Annotated in this window: 11 protein-coding genes; 5 read left to right on the forward strand and 6 right to left on the reverse strand. The window is 71.4% G+C overall.

The features are described 5' to 3' along the window. Nucleotides 1-31: 31 nt before the first annotated feature. Nucleotides 32-931, reverse strand: a complete 900-nt coding sequence (gene purU / locus K9S39_RS18235) for a formyltetrahydrofolate deformylase (RefSeq protein WP_248864428.1) — start codon at nucleotides 929-931, stop codon at nucleotides 32-34. A 109-nt stretch (nucleotides 932-1,040) separates the two neighbouring features. Continuing rightward, a complete protein-coding gene (locus tag K9S39_RS18240; protein WP_248868848.1) occupies nucleotides 1,041-1,499 on the reverse strand; it encodes an SCO4402 family protein in 459 nt (152 codons plus the stop codon). Nucleotides 1,500-1,670: 171 nt separating this feature from the next. On the opposite strand from K9S39_RS18240, the gene K9S39_RS18245 reads away from it, so the two are divergent. After that, nucleotides 1,671-3,023 (forward strand): ABC transporter substrate-binding protein, encoded by a 1,353-nt coding sequence (locus K9S39_RS18245; protein WP_248864429.1) that lies wholly within the window; start codon nucleotides 1,671-1,673, stop codon nucleotides 3,021-3,023. A 70-nt stretch (nucleotides 3,024-3,093) separates the two neighbouring features. On the opposite strand, the gene K9S39_RS18250 is transcribed toward K9S39_RS18245, so the two are convergent. Then, nucleotides 3,094-4,941, reverse strand: a complete 1,848-nt coding sequence (locus K9S39_RS18250) for a hypothetical protein (RefSeq protein WP_248864430.1) — start codon at nucleotides 4,939-4,941, stop codon at nucleotides 3,094-3,096. Nucleotides 4,942-5,116: 175 nt separating this feature from the next. Next, complete coding sequence (locus K9S39_RS18255; protein WP_248864431.1) at nucleotides 5,117-6,511, reverse strand: transcriptional regulator; 1,395 nt, start codon at nucleotides 6,509-6,511, stop codon at nucleotides 5,117-5,119. Nucleotides 6,512-6,992: 481 nt separating this feature from the next. Between K9S39_RS18255 and K9S39_RS18260 the strand changes: the two genes are divergently transcribed. The 3 genes from K9S39_RS18260 to K9S39_RS18270 all read left to right on the forward strand — a co-directional run bounded on the left by K9S39_RS18260 (nucleotide 6,993) and on the right by K9S39_RS18270 (nucleotide 10,364). Next, nucleotides 6,993-7,664: a bifunctional DNA primase/polymerase gene (locus K9S39_RS18260; RefSeq protein WP_248864432.1), complete on the forward strand. Its 672-nt coding sequence runs from the start codon at nucleotides 6,993-6,995 to the stop codon at nucleotides 7,662-7,664. 244 nt (nucleotides 7,665-7,908) lie between these two features. Continuing rightward, the gene (locus K9S39_RS18265; protein WP_406708147.1) at nucleotides 7,909-8,739 is read left to right on the forward strand and encodes an ABC transporter ATP-binding protein; all 831 of its coding nucleotides are present in this window, start codon (nucleotides 7,909-7,911) and stop codon (nucleotides 8,737-8,739) included. Next, the gene (locus tag K9S39_RS18270) at nucleotides 8,736-10,364 is read left to right on the forward strand and encodes a GumC domain-containing protein (protein ID WP_248864433.1); all 1,629 of its coding nucleotides are present in this window, start codon (nucleotides 8,736-8,738) and stop codon (nucleotides 10,362-10,364) included. The genes K9S39_RS18265 and K9S39_RS18270 overlap by 4 nt, the downstream gene beginning before the upstream one ends. Before the next feature lie 544 nt (nucleotides 10,365-10,908). On the opposite strand, the gene K9S39_RS18275 is transcribed toward K9S39_RS18270, so the two are convergent. Together K9S39_RS18275 and K9S39_RS18280 are read right to left on the reverse strand one after the other, a co-directional pair. Then, nucleotides 10,909-11,775, reverse strand: coding sequence for an alpha/beta fold hydrolase (locus K9S39_RS18275; RefSeq protein WP_248864434.1), 867 nt, complete (start codon nucleotides 11,773-11,775; stop codon nucleotides 10,909-10,911). A 781-nt stretch (nucleotides 11,776-12,556) separates the two neighbouring features. Beyond that, the gene (locus tag K9S39_RS18280) at nucleotides 12,557-13,249 is read right to left on the reverse strand and encodes a metal-dependent transcriptional regulator (RefSeq protein ID WP_248864435.1); all 693 of its coding nucleotides are present in this window, start codon (nucleotides 13,247-13,249) and stop codon (nucleotides 12,557-12,559) included. Between the two features lie 308 nt (nucleotides 13,250-13,557). Between K9S39_RS18280 and K9S39_RS18285 the strand changes: the two genes are divergently transcribed. After that, complete coding sequence (locus tag K9S39_RS18285; RefSeq protein ID WP_248864436.1) at nucleotides 13,558-14,343, forward strand: SIS domain-containing protein; 786 nt, start codon at nucleotides 13,558-13,560, stop codon at nucleotides 14,341-14,343. Nucleotides 14,344-14,377 lie beyond the last annotated feature (34 nt).

The raw sequence follows: 14,377 nt of genomic DNA on the forward strand, positions 1-14,377 counted from the left end.
AACCTCCGACAATCCCCAAGGGCCGTACGTCCTAAGCGAAGACGACGGTCCGGCTGCCGTTCAGCAGCACCCGGTGCTCACTGTGCCACTTCACGGCCCGCGCCAGGGCCTGGCACTCCACATCCCGGCCGATCGCCACGAGCTGGTCCGGCGTGACCTCATGGCCGACGCGCTCGACCTCCTGCTCGATGATCGGGCCCTCATCGAGGTCCGCGGTCACATAGTGCGCGGTGGCACCGATGAGCTTCACGCCGCGGGCATGCGCCTGGTGATACGGCTTGGCGCCCTTGAAGCTCGGGAGGAAGGAGTGGTGGATGTTGATGATCCGGCCGGACAACGCCTTGCACAGATCGTCGGAGAGCACCTGCATATAGCGGGCCAGCACCACCAGCTCGACGTTCTCGGCGCGCACCAGCTCCAGCAGCTGCGCCTCGGCCTGGGGCTTGGTGTCGCGGGTGACCGGAATGTGGTGGAAGGGGAGGTCGTACGAGCCGACGAGCTCGGCGAAGTCCGTGTGGTTGGAGACCACGGCCGCGATCTCGATCGGCAGCGCGCCGATCCGCGAGCGGAAGAGCAGGTCGTTGAGGCAGTGCCCGAACTTGGACACCATCAGGATGACGCGCATCTTCTCGTCGGCCCGGTGGATCTGCCAGTCCATGTGGAAGGAGTCGCCCACCGCCGCGAAGCTGGCCCGCAGCTTCTCGACGCCCACCGAGGCATCCGCGCTGAAGTGGACCCGCATGAAGAACAGCCCGGTGTCGTGGTCGCCGAACTGCTGGCTGTCCTCGATGTTGCAGCCGGTGATGAAGAGATAGCTGGAGACGGCGTGCACGATCCCCTGCTTGTCCGGGCAGGACAGCGTCAGGACATACTGTTCGTTCTGGCCGGGCCGGTCGTTCGGGCCGGGCTGGGTGGGCTGCGACTCGCTCATGCCGAAACCTCGCCTCGATCGGCCTCGCATTCGCCCGACGCGCACCTTTTGATGACTCGCTCGCTTCGCTCGCTCATGACCTCATAGGGTCCCATACCTGCGGGGATGGTCAGGCCGAGGCGTCGGGGCCGCCGGTCATGATGGTCAGCACCTCCAGGGAGCGCGGCGGGGCGTCCGGGTCCTCACCGTCCGCCGCCGCCAGCCGGACATGCGCCTCGCGGGCCGCCTGGACGGCCTCCGGCCAGCCCGGGTGCTCCACGTAGACGGCGACCGGGGCGTCCGCGCCGACCTGATGCATGATCCGCAGCACCCGGAGTACGGCGACATCGACCAGCGCCGCCTCCTGGGCGTCCCGGAAGATCGTGCCGACGTATTTGTCGGCGGACCAGTTGTCCAGCCAGGTGTCCTCGACCAGCCGGTACACGGCGTCGGTGACGTCTCCGTACCCTGGCCGGCCGACCACCCAGGTCTCCTGGTGGAAGACGGGATCGGAGAGCATGTGCAGCGCGGAGCGCACATTGCTGCGCCAGCGCCACCACGGCATGTCGTTGAGTGGCATGCGGCCCATGGTGGTGGAGCGGCGGCCGCGACGGGAAGACTTCTCCGAACCTTGCACAGTATTCGATCGTACGTTCCTCGCCGATGATCTCTCACGGCCCCCCGGAGTTCACCTCTGCGTCACCATTTGTTGATCTTACGTCACTCACTCGTTCGAGGCGGGACGGAAAACTTCCGCTACATGACCGGACGGCGACGCTCCTTCCCCCGCCCCTTCTCCCATGCTCCCGCGGTCGCCATCGCTTCGGCGGTGGTATGCACGGCGGCCATCGCGTCATTGCTCGGCGGCTGTGGCTCCCTCCCCGGCGTCTCGGGGAACTCCGGGGAGAAGACGCCGATCACGGTCATGACCTGGGCGCCGGAGGGCACCAAGGCGACCAATATGCCGGGTATGCCGGCCATGGCGGAGGCGTACGCCCGCTGGGTCAACTCGCAGGGCGGCCTCAGCGGCCACCCCTTGAAGGTCCTCACCTGCAACGATCACAACGACTCGGTGGCCGCCGCACAGTGCGCCCAGCAAGCGGCGGACAAGGGAGCGGTCGCCGTCGTCGGCTCGTACAGCCTGTTCGGCCGGTCGTTCCTGTCGCCCCTTGAAGTCAACGGCATACCCTTCATCGGCGGCTACGGCGCCTCGGAGGAGGAGTTCTCCAGCCCGCTCTCCTACCCCGTCAACGGCGGCCAGGCGTCCCTGCTCGCCGGCAACGGACGCCAGTTGGCGCGCAACTGCGAGCGCGTCGCGCTGATACGGCCGGACACCATCCAGGGCGACCAGATGCCCGAGCTCCTCAACTCCGGCCTGGAGAAAGGCAAAAGGAAGCCGGCCCACGACATCAAGGCACCCGAGGACGGCACCGACTACTCGGGCGAGGTGACCCGGGCCCTGCAGGAGGTGGGCGCGGATCCGTCCGACGCCGGGACGCTGGCGAGCGACGGGCAGTCCACCGGCTCCTGTGTGACCGCATCGCTCGGCGACCACACGGACGCGTTCTTCGATTCGTACCGGCGCCTCCAGAAAGACCGCCCCAAGGTGCATATCGCGTCCGTCCTCGGCAGCGTCAACCAGTCGCTGGTCGACCGTACGGGCGGCGCCTCGGGACCGCTGGAGGGCGCGTATCTCACCGGCTGGTACCCGGTGGCCGGCGATGCGCGCTGGGAGCCGATGCGCAAGGTCATCCACGACCACGCCTTCGGCGACAACCGCATCGACCCGGCCGACCAGGGCGTCCAGACGACGTGGATCGCCTACACCGTGCTGAAGGCGCTGGTCCAGCAGCTGGACGACAAGGGCGTCACGGAGATCACCCGGCACGCCCTGCAGAAGGCGCTGGACCGCGGCGACCGCGCCATCGACACCGGCGGTCTGACCCCGAAGCTGCGCTGGCGCGACGACGACATGCTGGCCGTCCAGGATTTCCCGCGCATCGTCAACGCCACGGTGACGTACCAGGCCGTCCAGGACGGGCACCTGGTCGCCGTGCAGGACGGCTTCGTGAATGTCACCAAGACGCTGGAGGAGCGCCGTACGGAGGGCTGAGGGAGGCGGTGGCCGAACGGGCCCGACCGGCCCTGCCCGGCCCCGGCTGCTCACCGCCGCCCACAGCCCCTCAGAGCTGCTCGGGGCGGCGCTCCGTCAGGCCGTACTTCCGGGCGATCGGGTTCCAGATCTGCGCCGCCTGCCGCTTGGCCTTGGTGGCCTGACCGCTGGCCGCGTGGCCCCGGGCGGTCTGCTGGGTGGGGCGGGCCTTGCCCTTGTGGCAGCCCTTCTTGCCGCCGACCTGGCCGGCCCACGCCGCGTAGTGGTTGTCCGCCGACGCGGACGACTGCCATGCCTTGGTCAGTGCCGCGGCCAGCTGGGCGTTGTTCGGGATCTTGTCGACCTGGAGCTGCTTCAGCCGCGACACCAGCTCACTGCGCTGTGCGGCGGCCTCCCGCAGGTCCTTGGCCGCGGCGCCGAGGTTGTCGCAGGTCTTGATGCTGGTGACGGCGCTGATCACGGAGGCGCGGCTGTTGTTGCTGTCGCCGAGCAGCGTGTCGAGCTCCTTGGCCTGCGCCTCGGCAGGGTCGGCGGACGGTTCCGACTGCGGCTTCTCGTCCGCCGCCTTCTCCGAGTCGGCGACGGCGTTCTCCTTCTTCGGGGAGTCGTCGTCGCTGCCGCCGCTGAGCGCCCAGCCGACGCCGAGACCGGCACCCGCCAGCGCGACGACGATGGCGCCGGTGATCACGGCCGGTGCCAGCCTGCGGCGCCCGCCACGGTCGTCATCGTAGGACTGCTGGTCATAGCCGCTCTGGGGCGGGAACTGCTGGCCGTACGGGGCACGGCCCGGCTCCTCGAAGCGCGGCAGCTGGGCGGTGGAGTCCGGCGCGGCAGCGGGCGCTCCCGGCGCGGCCGGCTCGTCGCGGAACAGGCCCTCGAACTCGGCGGGGGTCGCACGGTCACCGGTCGGACGGTCCCCGGGCGTGCCGGGACGTATCCCGTACGGGGCGCCGGGCGGCGGGGTGGGCGCGCCCGCACCGACCGGGGGAATCAGCTGGGTGGCCTCCGAGTCCGGCCCGGGGGCGGGCATCGGCTGGGCCTGGGGCAGGGGCTGGCCCTGCGGCGGCTTGATCCGGCGCAGCAGCTGGGTGGACTCACCGGGCGTCTCGGGGCGCGCGGCGGCTTCGGGCGGGAGCGGCGCGGCACCGGGGGCGCTCTGCTGCGCGCCCATGGGGGATATCAGCGCGGTCTTCTCCGCGTCACCCTCGGGCGGCAGCGGGGCGGCGGCCTGCGGTGTGGCGGGGATCAGGTGTCCGGTGGGGGGCTGTTGGGCGCTTGGGGGCTGTTGGGCGCCGGTGGCCTGGGGCGGATGTGCTTGCTGCGGCTGCTGGGTGTACGACTGCTGCTGGGGCTGCTGCGCGTACGGCTGGGGCTGCTGCTGCGCGGAGTTGTGCGACTGCGGCTGCTGCTGCGGCTGGCCGAAATTCTGCTGCCCGCCGCCGTACGACTGGCCCTCGGGCGGCAGCGCGCCGGACGGGGCGGGGGTGGTCGACGGCAGTGCCGGGGACGCCTGCTGCTGCGGCATCGCGGCCGGCGGCATGGGCGGCATCGGCGGCTGCCCCTGGGGCGACGGGAAAGCCTCGCCCTGGGGCGGGAGCGGCTGCTGCGCCATCGGGTCCGGGGCCTGCTGGAGCGGGGCCTGCTGGACGGGGGCCGACTGCTGGATGGAGGCCGACTGAAGAGGGGCCTGCCCGTACGGCTGCTGCTGGGCCGGCGGCTGCCCCTGGGCGGGAGGCTCGCCATACGACGGAGCATCCTGCTGGCCGGGCCCCCAGGGCTGGCCCCATGGCTGGCCGGCCGGCGGCGCGGCCTGCTGGTCGGGCACCCACGGCTCGCCGTTGGCGGGCAGCACTATGCCCTCTCTGGCGGGGCCGGCCGCAGAATTCTGCGGGTCGTGACCCTGTCCGCTCTGCGTCACCGGGACTCCTACCATCGTGCAGACCTACGGAATCGTCGGCTGCACGCTACCGGTTCGCAGCGACGTTCGACCACGTCCCCTGGTCACCACCCCCGTCCGCCCCGCGAACACACCGGGGCGGACCGGTATCCCGGCCCGCCCCGATGGACGCTGTCGTCCCCCCTTGCGCCTCCCCTCAGGCGGCCGCCGCACGCAGCTCCAGCCGTGCACTGAATTCCCTTACCACCGGTTCATCCCGGTATGGCTCAAGTCGCAGCTGGAAGTCCTCCAGATACTCCGCGCCACGGTCCGAACGCAGCCCGCTCAGCAACTCCACCGCCTGCGTACCCGTATGGCATGCCTGCTCGATCTCACGCTGCTGCACCTGTGCACAGGCCAGCAGCACAAGGCCGATGGCACGCCGCCGCGCCCGGCTCGCCGGATGCCCGTCCAGGGCCTCCTGCGCACACTGCCCGGCCGGTCCGGCCTGCCCCAAGTCGCGGTGGCAGTGAGCGAGTTCGTCGGCCAGATACGCCTGGTCGAAATGGCCGATCCAGTCCGGGTCGTCACCCGTCTCCGCCGCGGATTCGGCGCGTTCCATGGCGGCGACCGCCCGGCCCGCCACCTCCTGGAAGGCCCGGCCGTCGCCCATCAGGGCGTGACCGCGCGCCTCCGCCGCGCAGAACATCGCCTCCACCCGTGGGGTGACATGCCCCCGGGCGCCTTCCTGTGCGGCGCGCGCGAGTTGGGCGATCTCCCGGGGGTTGCCGAGCGACGCCGCGAGATGGCTCATGCTCGCGGCCAGCACATAGCCGCCGTAGCCGCGGTCGCCGGCCGCCTGGGCCAGCCGCAGCGCCTGGATGTAGTAGCGCTGCGCGAGGCCGGGCTGGCCGGTGTCGACGGCCATATAGCCGCCCAGTTCCGTCAACCGGGCGACGGCCGCGAAGAGTTCACGCCCGACGGACTCCCGGTACGAGCCCGCGAGGAGCCCCGAGACGACGCTGTTGAGGTAGTGCACGACGACCGGACGGACATGCCCGGCGCCGAACCGGTGGTCGAGCTCGCCGAGCGCCGTCGTCATGGCGCGGACCGCCTCGACATCCGAAGCCCCCACCCTGGCCCCGGCGTTCCTGGCGACCTGTGCGTCCGCGGCGGTGATCAGCCAGTCGCGGCTCGGCTCCACCAGCGCCGAGGCCGCCACCGACGAACCGCTGAGGAAGTCACGCCGCCCCACGTCGCTGCGCCACAGCTCGCAGACCTGCTCGATCGCCCCGAGGACGGTCGGCGAGAACTGCAGCCCCACCCCGGACGCGAGGTTCTTCCCGTCGGCCATCCCGATCTCGTCGATGGTGACGGTGCGCCCCAGTTTCCGGCCCAGCGCCTCCGCGATGACGGCCGGGGCGCGGCCGCGCGGCTGCTGCCCCCGCAGCCAGCGGGCCACGGAGGTCTTGTCGTACCGCAGATCGAGACCGTGTTCCGCGCCGCACATGTTGACGCGGCGGGCGAGTCCCGCGTTGGAGCAGGCGGCTTCCTGGATGAGCGCTTGCAGCCGTTCGTTGGGCTGCCGCGCGACGAGTGGCCTGGCGGCCATGCTTTGTACCCCCTGTTACTGCTGCGCGTTCACCTCGAACGCCGTTCCTCGTGATCAATTCCCCAGAGATATCCGGGATATCCGAGACATCCGGGATACGTGCGATACGGGCGCCTGCCGCTGTGCAGGGGATGCACCGCCGACGAGCGATATGGGCGCTGTCCGTTGCGTCCCCGTGCGAAGCGTTGCCCGGATCCGTGCCCGAGGTGCCGGTCTCGGGTTTTGACCTGCGAGAAAGAGTTGGCGCGCGGTGCCCGCGTACACATCGCGGCGCCGCCGTGCTTGGGTCCCCCCTGGTGCGCACGACGAACTGCCGCCGGGCGGCCTCTCCGCCCGTCACGCAGTGGCTACCCGCTTCACGAACCGCCGCCGCACACGCGCCCCCACTCATGCTTCCATGCGCCCCACGTGCGAGAACGATGCGCCGGGGAGGAGTCCGTGTCGGCCGTAACCCTTGGTGACACGTGAAGTTGTCATCTTTGTGGATGACACCATCGGAGTCACAGGAGCCTCGCAGATCCCCAAGCAGCGCGGCGAGACGCTGCTAGACACTGCGGTGCGTTACGCGGAAGAGCGGCACTGGGATGTGTTCCCCGGCGCATGGCTGGAGCACGACGGCGAGACGCCGCGCTGTTCGTGCCGCGCGGTCGACTGCCCCGCGCCGGGCGCGCACCCCACCGCCCCCGGTTGGGCCGGGTTGGCCAGCGGCAGCGCGACGGCGGTCCGCCGGATGTGGGGCAAGCAGCCGCTCGCCTCGATCCTGCTGCCGACGGGCCGGACGTTCGAGGCGCTCGATGTGCCCGAGACGGCCGGCTGTCTGGCACTGGCCCGGATGGAGCGGATGGGACTGCAGCTCGGCCCGGTGACCCGCACCCCGGGCCGTCGGATGCTCTTCCTCGTCCTCCCCGGGGCCTCGGTCAAGGTGCCGGATCTGGTGCGGAAGCTGGGCTGGCCGCCGGCCGCCCTGGACATGGTGTGCCGCGGTGAGGGCGAGTACATCGCGGCGCCCCCGACCCGGGTGGGCAGCCATGGCTCGGTGCAGTGGGTGCGCCGTCCCACCGCCACCAACCGCTGGCTGCCGGACGCGGAGGAGCTGATCAGCCCGCTGGCGTACGCCTGCGCGCGCGACACGTCGACGGCCCGGAGGCACTGACCCGCCCCGGCCGCCTCCTTCCTCCCTCCGCTGCCCGCCCCCTCGCTGCTCCTCGCGTCCCTCGCCCGGGCGACTGTCAGAGGCCGCCCGTATCGTGGAATCCGAACGGGGGCACGACCGGCCCCCGCGGGGACGTCGAAGGGCAGCACCGGTGGCGAACGACGGGGAACACATCGAGAAGGGGGCCGGTTCGGCCGCCGCGGGCGCCGGACCGGCCGCCGCTCTGGGCGAGCCGGCCGCCCGGATCAGCGGGACGGCCACCCGGAACGAGGAGGCGGCCGCGCCCTCCGATGGCACCATCGGCCCGCCCGCGGTGCGCATTCAGGGGCTGTGGAAGAAGTTCGGCGAGCAGGTCGCCGTCTCCGGTATCGATCTGACCCTGCCCGCGGGCCGGTTCATAGGGCTGGTCGGTCCCAACGGCGCGGGGAAGACCACCACGCTCTCCATGGTGACGGGGCTGCTGCGGCCGGACTCCGGGCAGGTCGAGATCGGCGGGCACGACGTCTGGCGGGACCCGGTGGCGGTGAAGTCCCGGATCGGTGTACTGCCCGAGGGGCTGCGCCTCTTCGAGCGGCTATCGGGCCGCGAACTCCTCGGCTATATAGGGCGATTGCGCGGTCTGCCCGGTGACGAGGTCGACAAACGGGCCGACCAGCTGCTGGACGTACTGGACCTCTCCGGCAGCCAGAACAAGCTCGTGGTGGACTACTCCACGGGAATGCGCAAGAAGATCGGGCTGGCCGCGGCACTGCTCCACAACCCCGAAATACTCTTTCTCGACGAGCCCTTCGAGGGCGTCGACCCGGTGTCGGCGCAGACCATCCGGGGCGTACTGGAGCGCTACACCGCCTCCGGGGCGACGGTGATCTTCTCCAGCCATGTGATGGAGCTGGTCGAGTCGCTGTGCGACTGGGTCGCGGTGATCGCCGCCGGGCGGATCCGGGCGGACGGCCCGCTCACGCAGGTCCGCGGCGCGGCCCCGTCGCTCCAGAACGCCTTCCTCGAACTGGTCGGCGCGAACGACCGCGGCGCGGGGCGGCACCTGGACTGGCTGGGCGGTGGCGGCGCCCGATGAGCACCGGATCCGCGGCCGTCCGGGCCGCCGCGCCGTCCCTGACCTCTGTTTTCGTACGGCTGAAGCTGTCCCTGGTGCGCAATGGCCTGCGCCAGTCGACGGGCCGCACGCTGGCCTATGTCGCCTCGGTCCTCGTCGGGCTGCTCTTCGCCGCCGGGGCCGTGCTCGGGCTGATCGCGCTGCGCGGCAACCCCCATGCGGGGGCGCTGGTGGTGCTGTTGACCGGGATCCTCACCCTGGGCTGGGCGGTGATGCCGCTGTTCTTCCCCGCCGGTGACGAGACCCTCGATCCGACCCGGCTGGTCATGCTGCCGCTGCGGCCGCGCGCGTTGATCGGCTCCTTGCTGGTGGCGTCGCTGGTCGGTATCGGGCCCATTGTCACCTTCGCTCTGGTGACGGGCTCGGTGATCGCGGTCGCCGACGGGCCGGCCGCCGCGGGCGTCGGCGTACTGGCCGTCGTCCTGGTGGTGTTGGTGTGCGTGTCGCTGGCGCGCGCGGTCGCCACCGCGTCGGTGCGGCTGCTGACCAGCCGCCGCGGCCGCGATCTCGCCGTGCTGGGCGGCCTGTTCATCGCGCTCGGCGCCCAAGGCGTCAACATCGCCGTCCAGAAGCTGGGCCGGCCGGACGGGCTGTCCGTACTGGAGCCGCTGGGCGAGGTCCTGCGCTGGGTGCCGCCTGCTTCCGCGATAAGCGCCGTGGACGACGCCGGTCACGGGGCGTACGGGCGGGCGGCCGTGGGGCTGCTGCTGACGGCGGTGGTGCTGGCCCTGTTGCTCCTGTGGTGGCAGCGGACCCTGACCACCCTGATGACGTCCCCGGATTCCTCCACCCTCCAGGCCGTCGAGAAGGACAGCGGACCGCGGTCCGGCTCCGGCGACCGCGGGCTGGCGAAGCTGCTGCCGGGCGGACGTACGGGCACGGTCATGCTGCGGACGCTGCGCTACGCCTGGCGCGACCCGAAATCGAAGATGTCCTGGGCGACAGCGCTCGGGGTCGGCCTGCTGGTGCCGGTCGTCTCGTCCGTACAGGGCAGGGGCAGCATCTATACCGCCTTCTCGGCGTCCGCGCTGCTCGGCATGCAGATGTACAACCAATTCGGGCAGGACACCTCGGCGTTCTGGATGGTGGCCTCCACGCTCTCCACAACCCGGGACGCCTATCAGGAACTGCGCGCCCGCGCGCTGACGCTGGCGCTGGTGGCCGTCCCGTACGTCACGCTGGTCGTCGTCGGCACGGCGGCCCTCATCGGCCCGTGGTCGTCCTTCCTGGAGGTGTACGGCCTTTCGCTGGCCCTGCTGGGCGCGCTGCTGGCCACCGGAGCGCTGTCCTCCGCGCTCTTCCCGTACTCGATCCCCTCCGAGGGCAACAAGAACGTCGCACCGGGACAGGGCGCCATCGCCTGGTTCAGTCTCTTCGGCGGCCTGCTGATCGGCGCCGTGCTGAGCACGCCGCTGCTGGCGCTGACGATCTGGCTGCATGTCGCGGGCCTGCACGGCCTGTTGTGGGTGCTGCTGCCGGTCGGCGTGGTCTACGGGGCCGGCGTCGCCGAGCTGGGGCTGCGGGTGGCCGCGCCCCGGGTGGCACAGCGCCTGCCGGAGATCCTGACGGCGGTCAGCAAGGGCTGACCACGGCGGCCAGCGGAACTGCCGGCCGGGGCGAGGGCCAACCGGCTCCCCCGGCCGGTGCCCGGCTGCCTGGGGCGCGTCCATGCCCTGCCCGGGAGACGCGTGCGGGCCAGCGCACCGCAGCTGGCAGAAATCCACTGGCTGTTTGTTTTTCCCCGCCGCCCACCCCCCTTCGGGGGTGGGCGGGTGTGGTGGTGCGGTTTCGGGAGTGGGCGGGCTTGCGCGACAGCGCCCTACTGGGCGGGCGGGATGGTCAACGCGTAGGGGCGGGTACAGGCCGGTGGCCGACGCACATCGGTCAGGTACAGGCGGGTGGCCGACGCACAGCGGTCAGGTACAGGCGGGTGGCCGACGCACAGCGGTCAGGTACGGGCGCGGTGGCCAGCGTATGGCCATCGGGTGCGGGCGGAGCCGCCAACGCATTACAGGTCGGGTGCGGCGGGGCGGTCCAACGCGTACGAAAGACGAACGACAGACCGGGCCCCAGGCCGCCCCGGCCGCCCGCCCCGGTGCTCCGCCGCTCAGCGCGACGCGCCGCTCCGCCTCAGAGCACCGACCCCAAGAACCCCTCCACCCCCCGTCGCCACTCCTCCGGGCGCTCCCACGGCAGCAGATGCCCCGCGTCGGCGATCTCGGCATACTCCCCCCGCGGCAGCACCCGCACCATTTCCTGCGCCTCCGCACGCCCCAACTCCCCGTCCAGCCCCCGGACGACGAGTGCCGGGCAGCGCACCTGACCGAGCTCCTCCCAGTGCGCGTCATGGACCCAGGTCTCACGGGCCCGGAGCATCTGCCGGCGCGAGAAGGCCGGCCGCCAGCCGTCCGCCCGCTCGGCCATCACCTCGGCGAAGAACTCGCCCCGGGCCGGCCTGGGCCGCTCCAGCGTCGGATCGTCCTCGCCGAACCACCTGCGGACATCCGCCAGCGTCGCGAAGGGCACCGGCCACGACCGGAACCACTCGGTCCACTCGCGCTGTGACGCCGCCCCGAGCGCCGAGGCCCGCATATCGCAGATGACCAGTGCACTGACCAGATCCGGTCGAAGGGCCGCTAACTGCCAGGCCGTCAGGGCGCCCATCGCGTGGCCTATGAGGACGACGGGGGCCAGGCCGAGCTGCTCGATGGCGGCGATCGCGTCGTCGACGAACGCGGCGCGGTCGTACGGTCCGTCGACCGGCTTCTCGCTGCGGCCGTGGCCGCGCTGATCCAGGCCGACCGGACGATACCGCGCGCTCAGCCACCGCGCGGTGTCCGCCCAATGCGCCGCACGCCCCATCAGACCGTGGAGCAACAGCACCCTCGGGCCGCGCTCGCTCTCCTCCAGCCCGCCACCGATCTTGGGCGGGTCGGTGAATTCCCAGGCGGCAAGCCGAATGCCGCCGGCCCCTGTCACATCGATGCGCCGCACCATATGCCCTGGCACCCCCAATCGTCCCTTGAGCAGCCCCACACTATCGAATCTCTATTCGAACGCACCGCTGGCGCACCCAACACCCCTCGTTCGAGTGACGGCGCTCAAGGGTTGGCCGCGCTCCCCACGGGGAGACATCTGCCGGGAGGCGGGCCCTACCGGGAAGGGGGCCCGTGGGGAAAGACCCTGAGAGCTCGGGGCTCCGGGTCTTGGCGGGGGGACATGGGGAGGCAGGGCCCCGGCTGCTCGCAGCGCCGGGGCCCTGACGTCTCGGGCCCACAGTGGACGCATTCCAGTCCCTCCCCACCCGGAGAGCCGGCCTCAGGCGCCCCGCCCTCGTGCCGACATATGCCAATGCGTCAGCGCAAGCGTGGCACGACACCGGCCGTATCGCACCGATTCGCACAAGACCGTTCACCGCGCATGCAGTTGCGAAGCCCGCCGAGCGGCGCATCGGCGCAGCTCAACGGGCTCTCAACGGCAGACGGACGGAATTGAGGAAAGAGAAGCGAAGGGGACGGCCTCGCGCCCCGCACAACCGCCGCCGAACCGGCCCCCGCGCCGCAAACGCGACCGGCCCCGGAAGCACGACCGGTCCCGGGCCCCGGAGACACGAGGGCCCCGGCGCCGAAAACACGACCGGCGCCGGCATCGGCACCGTTGGCATCGGCACCGTCGGCATCGACAGCCGCGCCGTCGGCATCCGCCATGCGGTCGCGCGACCACACGGCCACTACGGCCTCTGCGGACACCGGTTACGGCCTGCCGTACAGCATCCCGGCTAGCGCTTGGCCACGAATACGTGCGAAGCGATCTCCGCGTCCAGCTCGGCGGCCTCGCCACTGCTGCCGACCAGCACCCCGGCCGGCGACTCCGTCACGCTCACCACCGCGCCAGGCTGCACCCCGGCCCGCCGCAGCGTGTACATCAGCTGGGCGTCCGCCTGGATCGGCTCGCCGATCCGGCGCACCACGGCCGTCTTGCCGTCGGACCCGGCGTCCAGATCCATCAGGCTCACCATGCCGGTGTCCAGGAACGGGTCGGCCTCGGACGACTCGCCGAGCTCCTCCAGCCCCGGGATGGGGTTGCCGTACGGCGACTCCGTCGGATGCCGCAGCAGCTCCACGACGCGGCGCTCGACCGCCTCGCTCATCACATGCTCCCAGCGGCACGCCTCGGCGTGCACCTGCTCCCACTCCAGGCCGATGACGTCGACGAGCAGACACTCGGCGAGGCGATGCTTGCGCATCACGCGTGTCGCCAGCCGGCGGCCCTCTTCCGTCAGCTCCAGATGCCGGTCGCCCGCGACCGTCAGCAAGCCGTCTCGCTCCATGCGCGCGACGGTCTGGCTGACCGTCGGGCCGCTCTGTTCGAGCCGCTCCGCGATGCGGGCGCGCATGGGCACCACACCTTCCTCTTCCAGTTCGAGGATGGTGCGGAGATACATCTCCGTGGTGTCGATCAGTCCGGACATGCGTGCCCCTCGATATGTCGTGCGGTGGCCCTGAACTCAATTCTGACGCATCCCACTGACAACGGTGGCTACTCGTCCGCACACCGAACGTCGCGTCCGTATTGACACGGCACCGGTCCGGACCCCAACGTGATCCGCGCCACGATCGCTCCACCGGCGGATTTCGCCTGGGAGAGCGGCGCGTGGCCACCGCGACGATGCCGAGGAGACGTCGGGAAAGCCGACGGGCGTCCACGGGATTCCGCTTGCATTCACGGGATTTCACGGCGGCCGATGACACCCGACAAGACGAGAGGGGCCCCACACCCATGGTTGACAGCGACGGCAGCGACGGCGGCCACCCGAGCGACCGCCTGGCCGGGCGGTACTTCGACGCCGCGATCGATCTGCTGCGGCAGGTGCGCGACCAGGAGGGCGGCCGGATCACCGAGGCGGGGCGCCTGATCGCGGACACCGTCGCGGTGGGCGGCCGGGTCTTCTCCTTCGGCGCCGGTCACTCCTCGCTCCCCGCGCAGGACACCGTCTACCGTGCGGGCGGTCTGGCGATCATGAATCTGCTGTCCGTCCCCGGGGTCGTCGGCGTGGACGTACGGCCCGCGACCCTCGGCAGCGCGCTGGAGCGGGTCGACGGGCTGGCCGGGGCCGTACTGGACACCAGCCCGCTGGAGCCGGGCGATGCACTGTTGATCATTTCGCTCTCCGGACGCAACGCACTGCCCGTCGAGATGGCCATGAACGCACGGGCCCTCGGCATCAAGGTCATCGGCCTGACGTCGGTGGCGTACGCCGACGCGACCAAATCCCGGCACGCCACGGGGACGTACCTCAAGGACCACTGCGACCTCGTCCTGGACAGCCGGATCCCGGTCGGTGACGCGGAGCTGACGTCGCCCGGCATCGACGCACCGTTCGCCCCCGCCTCCACGGTCGTCACCAGCGCGATCATGCAGGCCGTGGTGGCGACGGCCGCGGGCGCGCTGGCCGAGCGGGGCATCGACCCGCCCCTGCTGCGCTCCGGGAACGTCGACGGCGGGCACGACTGGAACGCCCGGGTGATGAGCGCGTACGCGGACCGGATCTTCTACCGGGAGTAGCGGGAGCAGGGGCCCGGCTCTTCCACCGGGAGTG

It is taken from the genome of Streptomyces halobius (genome assembly GCF_023277745.1).
Lineage (GTDB): Bacteria > Actinomycetota > Actinomycetes > Streptomycetales > Streptomycetaceae > Streptomyces > Streptomyces halobius.